The organism is Corynebacterium sp. HMSC064E08 (genome assembly GCF_001811805.1).
Taxonomy (GTDB): domain Bacteria; phylum Actinomycetota; class Actinomycetes; order Mycobacteriales; family Mycobacteriaceae; genus Corynebacterium; species Corynebacterium jeikeium_D.
Genome location: NZ_KV806690.1, coordinates 1 through 5,347 on the forward strand (window position 1 = coordinate 1; position 5,347 = coordinate 5,347).

The 5,347-nt window shown below is 62.5% G+C and carries 6 protein-coding genes; 2 read left to right on the plus strand and 4 right to left on the minus strand.

The window, feature by feature from the left end:
- The coding region (locus tag HMPREF2820_RS00025) for a tyrosine-type recombinase/integrase (RefSeq protein ID WP_210398688.1) at window positions 1-440 on the minus strand (440 nt) is incomplete at its 3' end.
- Entirely contained in the window at window positions 403-2,022 is a 1,620-nt protein-coding gene (gene mobF, locus HMPREF2820_RS00030) for a MobF family relaxase (protein WP_305764331.1), read from the minus strand. The genes mobF and HMPREF2820_RS00025, both read right to left, overlap by 38 nt.
- A 55-nt stretch (window positions 2,023-2,077) precedes the next feature.
- Here mobF and HMPREF2820_RS00035 point away from each other — a divergent pair, with 55 nt between their 5' ends.
- The gene (locus HMPREF2820_RS00035; protein WP_141751971.1) at window positions 2,078-2,344 is read left to right on the plus strand and encodes a hypothetical protein; all 267 of its coding nucleotides are present in this window, start codon (window positions 2,078-2,080) and stop codon (window positions 2,342-2,344) included.
- 320 nt (window positions 2,345-2,664) lie between these two features.
- Here the strand turns inward: HMPREF2820_RS00035 and HMPREF2820_RS00040 are convergent, their stop codons facing one another.
- Window positions 2,665-3,234 (minus strand): TetR/AcrR family transcriptional regulator C-terminal domain-containing protein, encoded by a 570-nt coding sequence (locus tag HMPREF2820_RS00040; protein WP_010154754.1) that lies wholly within the window; start codon window positions 3,232-3,234, stop codon window positions 2,665-2,667.
- Between the two features lie 38 nt (window positions 3,235-3,272).
- On the opposite strand from HMPREF2820_RS00040, the gene tet(33) reads away from it, so the two are divergent.
- Window positions 3,273-4,496: a tetracycline efflux MFS transporter Tet(33) gene (gene tet(33) / locus HMPREF2820_RS00045; protein ID WP_083308380.1), complete on the plus strand. Its 1,224-nt coding sequence runs from the start codon at window positions 3,273-3,275 to the stop codon at window positions 4,494-4,496.
- A gap of 197 nt (window positions 4,497-4,693) precedes the next feature.
- Here tet(33) and HMPREF2820_RS10875 read toward each other — a convergent pair whose 3' ends face one another.
- Entirely contained in the window at window positions 4,694-4,870 is a 177-nt protein-coding gene (locus HMPREF2820_RS10875) for a hypothetical protein (RefSeq protein ID WP_168164038.1), read from the minus strand.
- Window positions 4,871-5,347: the final 477 nt, after the last annotated feature.

Consider the following 5,347-nt stretch of genomic DNA (forward strand, 5'->3'; position numbering starts at 1 on the left):
GTCTGGTTACGCATATAAGAGACACGCCCTAGTTGGAGGCCACCGATCTCGTTGATCGCAGTGGCCGCTGTGCGGCGGAACCGGTGCGGGGTAACGTCGGGAACACCTGCGCGGTCCATGACGTCGCGAAGCTGCCTCCGGACGTTGTTCGTCGTATGCGGAGTACCGATGCGGGTCGAGAACAGCAGCGCGTCAGGGTGGGTGAACCGGATCTGCTCCAACCTCTCCCGGACTGCGCGGAGCGTGAAGCTTGGAAGGGCGACTCGGCGCACCGAACGGGCCGTTTTCGGATGATCCTGCCGATGCGTGGGCTCCCCCTTCCTGCTGATGATCGTGCCGCAGATCCTCACTGCAGGGATCGGCGCGTCGAGGTCGAGATCCCCGAGACGAATCGCGAGCACCTCACCGATACGGGCCGAAGTGCCAAGTAGCACCTCCACGATCTGACCGAGTTGCCCATCTGGGCGCGGACCGGCCGTGACCTCCCGCTGCTCCCACGTCCTGATTCCAGACCGGATGGCTGCGATCTCTTCCCAGGAATAGACGTCCGGCGTTCGAACCGGACGGCGCAGACGCGAGACATGATCCATCGGATTGCGTGACAGGATTTCGTGGCGGACCGCGAGAGCGAGCGCGAGGCGGAGTGAGGCGCAGCGAGACCCGTTCTGCGGCATCGACGATCTGCTGGGTGATGACGTCCCGGTCGTTCGCGGACGCGAAGCGGAGAGCCATCGTCTGTCGCACGGCCTCCGCGTGGAGGTTCCACCGTTTCCACGTCGCTCGCCGGTCACCGACCTGCTGCACCACGACCTCGGCGACCTCCTCGAGATCCTCCAACGGGATATCGTCTGCCCGCAGCAACGGTTCGTGCTCACTACCGGCGAGCAGTGCCGACGCCCAGGTTGGCGCGTCCTCACCCAGCAACGCGGTCGCGCGTTCTCGCCACTGGGAGGTGAGATCGCTGAGAGAGTGCTGCTGCTTCGGGGGCCGAGTCTCGAGCGTGGCCTGCTGCCGGAACTGCCACACCAGCTTCGGGGACGGCTGCCTCCCGTGCTTCGAGACGTAGTCGTCGACCAGCCGGTCTTTGACCTGCTCGATATCGCGAGTACGGGAAGAGAACTCGTCCATCAGCTCCTGCGGCACGCCAACGATCTCCCACGCCGTGGAGCGCCCCGCACCGCGCTCACGGGCTTCCCACCCGACGCCGAGGATCTGAGTGAGATGGTCCGAGAGGACCGCGTTGTAATGCTCCGATAGGCCGGTGACGGCGGCGTGGATAGCGCGAGAATCGAGCGTGCGCCACTTCCCGTCATGAGCTGCTTGCACGCGGTTGGCGACGACAATGTGCGTGTGGAGTTGTGGATCCGCGGCCCGAGAATCGTAATGATCGTAGGCAGTCGCAATCACACCCCGCACGTCGACTTGCGCGACGGCGCCACGCGCCCCTTTCGCGCCGACCCTGGTCATCGCGACGTCGCGCTCGAGTAGGGCGATCATGTCTCGGATCGCTGCGTGGTGAGCTTGGGCAATGAGTGCTTGCGTGCCGCCGTCGGCAACTGCCCAGAGGGTCGAGACGGACTTCGGGACCGAGAACGTGAGATCGAACCCTGCGACCGGCGCATTCGTTGGCTTCTGTGCTTCCTCCGCCTCGATCAGCGCTTGCTGCGCGGTACGCTCACCTGCGGTAAGGGACTTCGGGAGCTGATCGAGGCGGCGCTGCGTCCGCTCGCCCGCGGTGGCAAACTTTCGGTACGGACGCCCCAGTTGCTCGCCGCTGTTCGGATCCTGCCCGTGCCCCATGAGGCGCCGTAACTGCTCCTCGCTCACCGAGGCACCGACGGCGATCTCTCCGGCGAGTCCTGGGAGGCCGGCCCCGAGCCAGATGCCGGGAGGCGTTCCTGCTTCAAGGTAGTACCTTGTCAGCGCTGACGACGCATCGCGATCCCCGTCGCCAGCGACAACTGCGTTCAGCAGGTACCGGTACCCGTCCCCAGCGGTCATGACCCTGATCGAGATCGTCACACTGGGCAGGTGCGCCGCAGATCTTGGGATCTACCCTCGGAAGGCGGAGAGCGCGATGTTTGCGTCAATGCAGGGAGATAGCGAAGAGCGCGCTTCAACGGAGATGCTCGAATGGGTCCACGACGGATTGGACTCCGTGGTCGCGGCAGACGTAGACGATTCACACGCCGTACCCGTCGGCGCCGCTCGGCTCGGGGTCGCATTCTGCGCGGCAGACGTTACAGAGCCGGTGCTCGTTGCTCCCCCAGACCGTGACCTCGATATCGTCGGGGATCTCCATTCCGTCGAACTCCATATGCGGAGGTTAGCTGTCGCGGATTGAGTCGTGTCAAGATGCGGCACCGATGCTAAACCGCCGTTACCTATGGTCATCGCGCCGGTCACGCACTCGACGCTTAGTTCTTGAGGTACTCGAGGACGGCGATGACGCGCTTGTTTCCTGTGCGCTCGTTAAGGTCGAGCATGGTGAAGATGCTGCTGATGTGCCGTTCCGCGATCGCGACGCGACATGCATACGGTCCCTGATTTGCTCGTTAGTGAGCTCCGTAGCCATGAGCGAATCGTCAGTATCGCGGAGGAGGTGCTGCGGGAGCGGGAAAGGATTGACCTTACTGACGCAGAGACCCAAAGCGCGAGCATCCCTCATCGCTTTGATGCCAGCCCTTCAACCATTGCAACTAACCCGAACTCGAAATCTAGGTCTTGATCGACAGGCTCACATCCGTTGTCGAGCGCTGTTTGTTCTTCTAGTACGAAACCGACCGTATAGCGGCTGATAGCCATGAGAGCTCGGACCGCAGAGACCTCAGCGAATCCTTCGGACACGAGAAACTCGATCTGACTTTCGGGGGCATCCGAGCCCGCTGGCATCTGGTCACTCTTTTGACGGTGAAACTCTGCGTGCAGCCGTGCTCCATCCCGGACTGCCAGAAGCGCTGTCCGGAAGCTCCGCGCGTTGCGCAGGAGAAAGTCGTCCCAGCGCTCCCCTGACTCTGGGAGTGAGGCGTGGTGTTCGCGATCAAGCACATCAGCTGCGAGCGATCCGAGCAGGTGGCCCTTTGTCCGAAAGTGCCAGTAGAGCGCTGGCTGCTGCACCCGCAGATGCGCAGCCAGCGCCCGCGTGGTGAAACCGTCGATCCCCGTGTTATTGAGCACATGCCTCGCACCGCGCAAGACTGCTGCACGATCGAGTCGCGCTTGTTTCTGAGCCATGCTTGCACTTTATCATCGATAACTTTATCGTTGATAAGGTGTCATCTCTCACTTCCGCTCGTGGCTCGTTGGCCACGGTCCTCATCACGGCTAGCCTCGACGCCGCCGGCATGGGCCTGGTGATGCCGATTCTCCCCGCACTGCTACACGAGGCAGGGGTCACCGCTGATGCGGTTCCGCTGAACGTCGGAGTGCTGAGCGCGCTCTACGCGGTAATGCAGTTCATCTTTGCCCCCGTACTGGGAACACTGTCGGACCGATTCGGCCGCCGCCGGGTGCTGCTTGTTTCCCTGGCCGGTGCGACCGTCGACTATCTCGTGCTCGCCACGACATCCGCTCTGTCGGTGTTCTATATCGCCCGTGCAGTGGCTGGGATAACCGGAGCGACCAATGCGGTCACCGCCACCGTGATCGCCGACATCACGCCACCCCACCAGCGCGCCAAGCGTTTCGGTTTACTCAGTGCCTGCTATGGCGGCGGAATGATCGCGGGGCCAGCCATGGGTGGACTGTTCGGTGCCATCTCGCCACATCTGCCGTTTTTGCTCGCTGCTCTTCTCTCAGCGAGCAATCTGGCACTCACCTTTATCTTGTTACGCGAGACCCGTCCTGATTCCCCTGCGCGCTCTGCGTCGCTCGCTCAGCATCGTGGTCGCCCCGGCCTCAGCGCGGTGCCTGGGATTACCTTCCTATTAGTCGCATTCGGCCTTGTTCAATTCATTGGGCAGGCTCCAGGTGCGACCTGGGTGCTGTTTACTGAACACCGCCTCGACTGGAGTCCCGTCGAAGTTGGAATCTCCCTGTCCGTCTTCGGGATCGTACAGGTTCTCGTGCAGGCCCTCCTTACTGGCCGCATCGTGGAGTGGATCGGTGAGGCAAAAACAGTCATCATCGGGTGTGTTACCGACGCCTTGGGTCTCGTAGGCCTGGCGATTGTCACTGACGCATTTTCCATGGCGCCTATCTTGGCGGCACTGGGGATCGGTGGCATCGGCCTCCCCGCTCTGCAAACCCTTCTCTCCCAGCGCGTCGATGAACAGCACCAAGGGCGCCTCCAGGGTGTGCTCGCCAGCATCAACAGCGTCACATCGATCTTCGGACCGGTCGCTTTCACAACGATCTTCGCGCTCACTTACAACAACGCCGACGGCTTCCTCTGGCTCTGCGCCGCAGCACTCTACGTGCCCTGCGTGATTCTCATCATGCGTGGTACAGCAGCGTCCCCGAAGTTCGGCTCATGGGCGAGCGGCGACTCGATGTGAGTTGTGAGACGTGAGCAGGAGCAACACGGCGGCGACACTGCTTCGCCATGGCCGACTAGCGAGACGGCGCCACCGGGAAACTCGGCATCATCTACCAAGGACAGGTCAGCTGGGAGCCTGATAGACCCATCGAAATGTGCGTGCCGATCGCGGAGAAAGGCCGGGCGCATCGGATCGAGCCATAGCACCATGAGTCTTCACGGAAGTGCGTTGACGGAGACTTCGTTGTGAACCGGGCCAAGGGAGAGCTGGAGGCCCTCTCCGAGTGGCTTGCCGATGACATGAGCTGGACGCTCATCGAGAAATCCACACACAGCGGCCCCAGTGCAGCCCGAGAGGTGCGCCCGCCGTTCTCCCGAGCGGGTGGAGGTCATTTCTGTCGTCACCCACGGACGACGCGCTTCCTGCGACGGCTACCTCGAGGCTGGAGGAATGCGCGTCCGTTTCAGCCATGCGTTCCGCTTCGTCAGCACCCCCAAGACCGCGATGATCGCAGAACTGCGACGCTACTGCATCGAGACGCAGGTTGACTGAGGCCTGTGCGGACAGCACGAACGACCCTTAAGCCCGTAATCTGGGAACCGCAGAAACTACCCGATCGAAACGCAACTACTTTGCCGGCCCTACGGGGTTGGCTCGCGGTCGTCGTCCTTGGCCGCGACCGTGCGCAGGAGGTGCTTGTAGCCATCCCTCGCGATCATCACGCGCATCGAAACCGTCACGACGCTACTGCCTTCGACGATCAGGGGAGCGGGGACTGATCGCGGACGCGCTGTCCACTTTGGTTAAAAGATTGCGCCGCTGTAGACGACCGCCATCTAGGGCGTGTCTCCTAATTGTGGGCCTGTGCT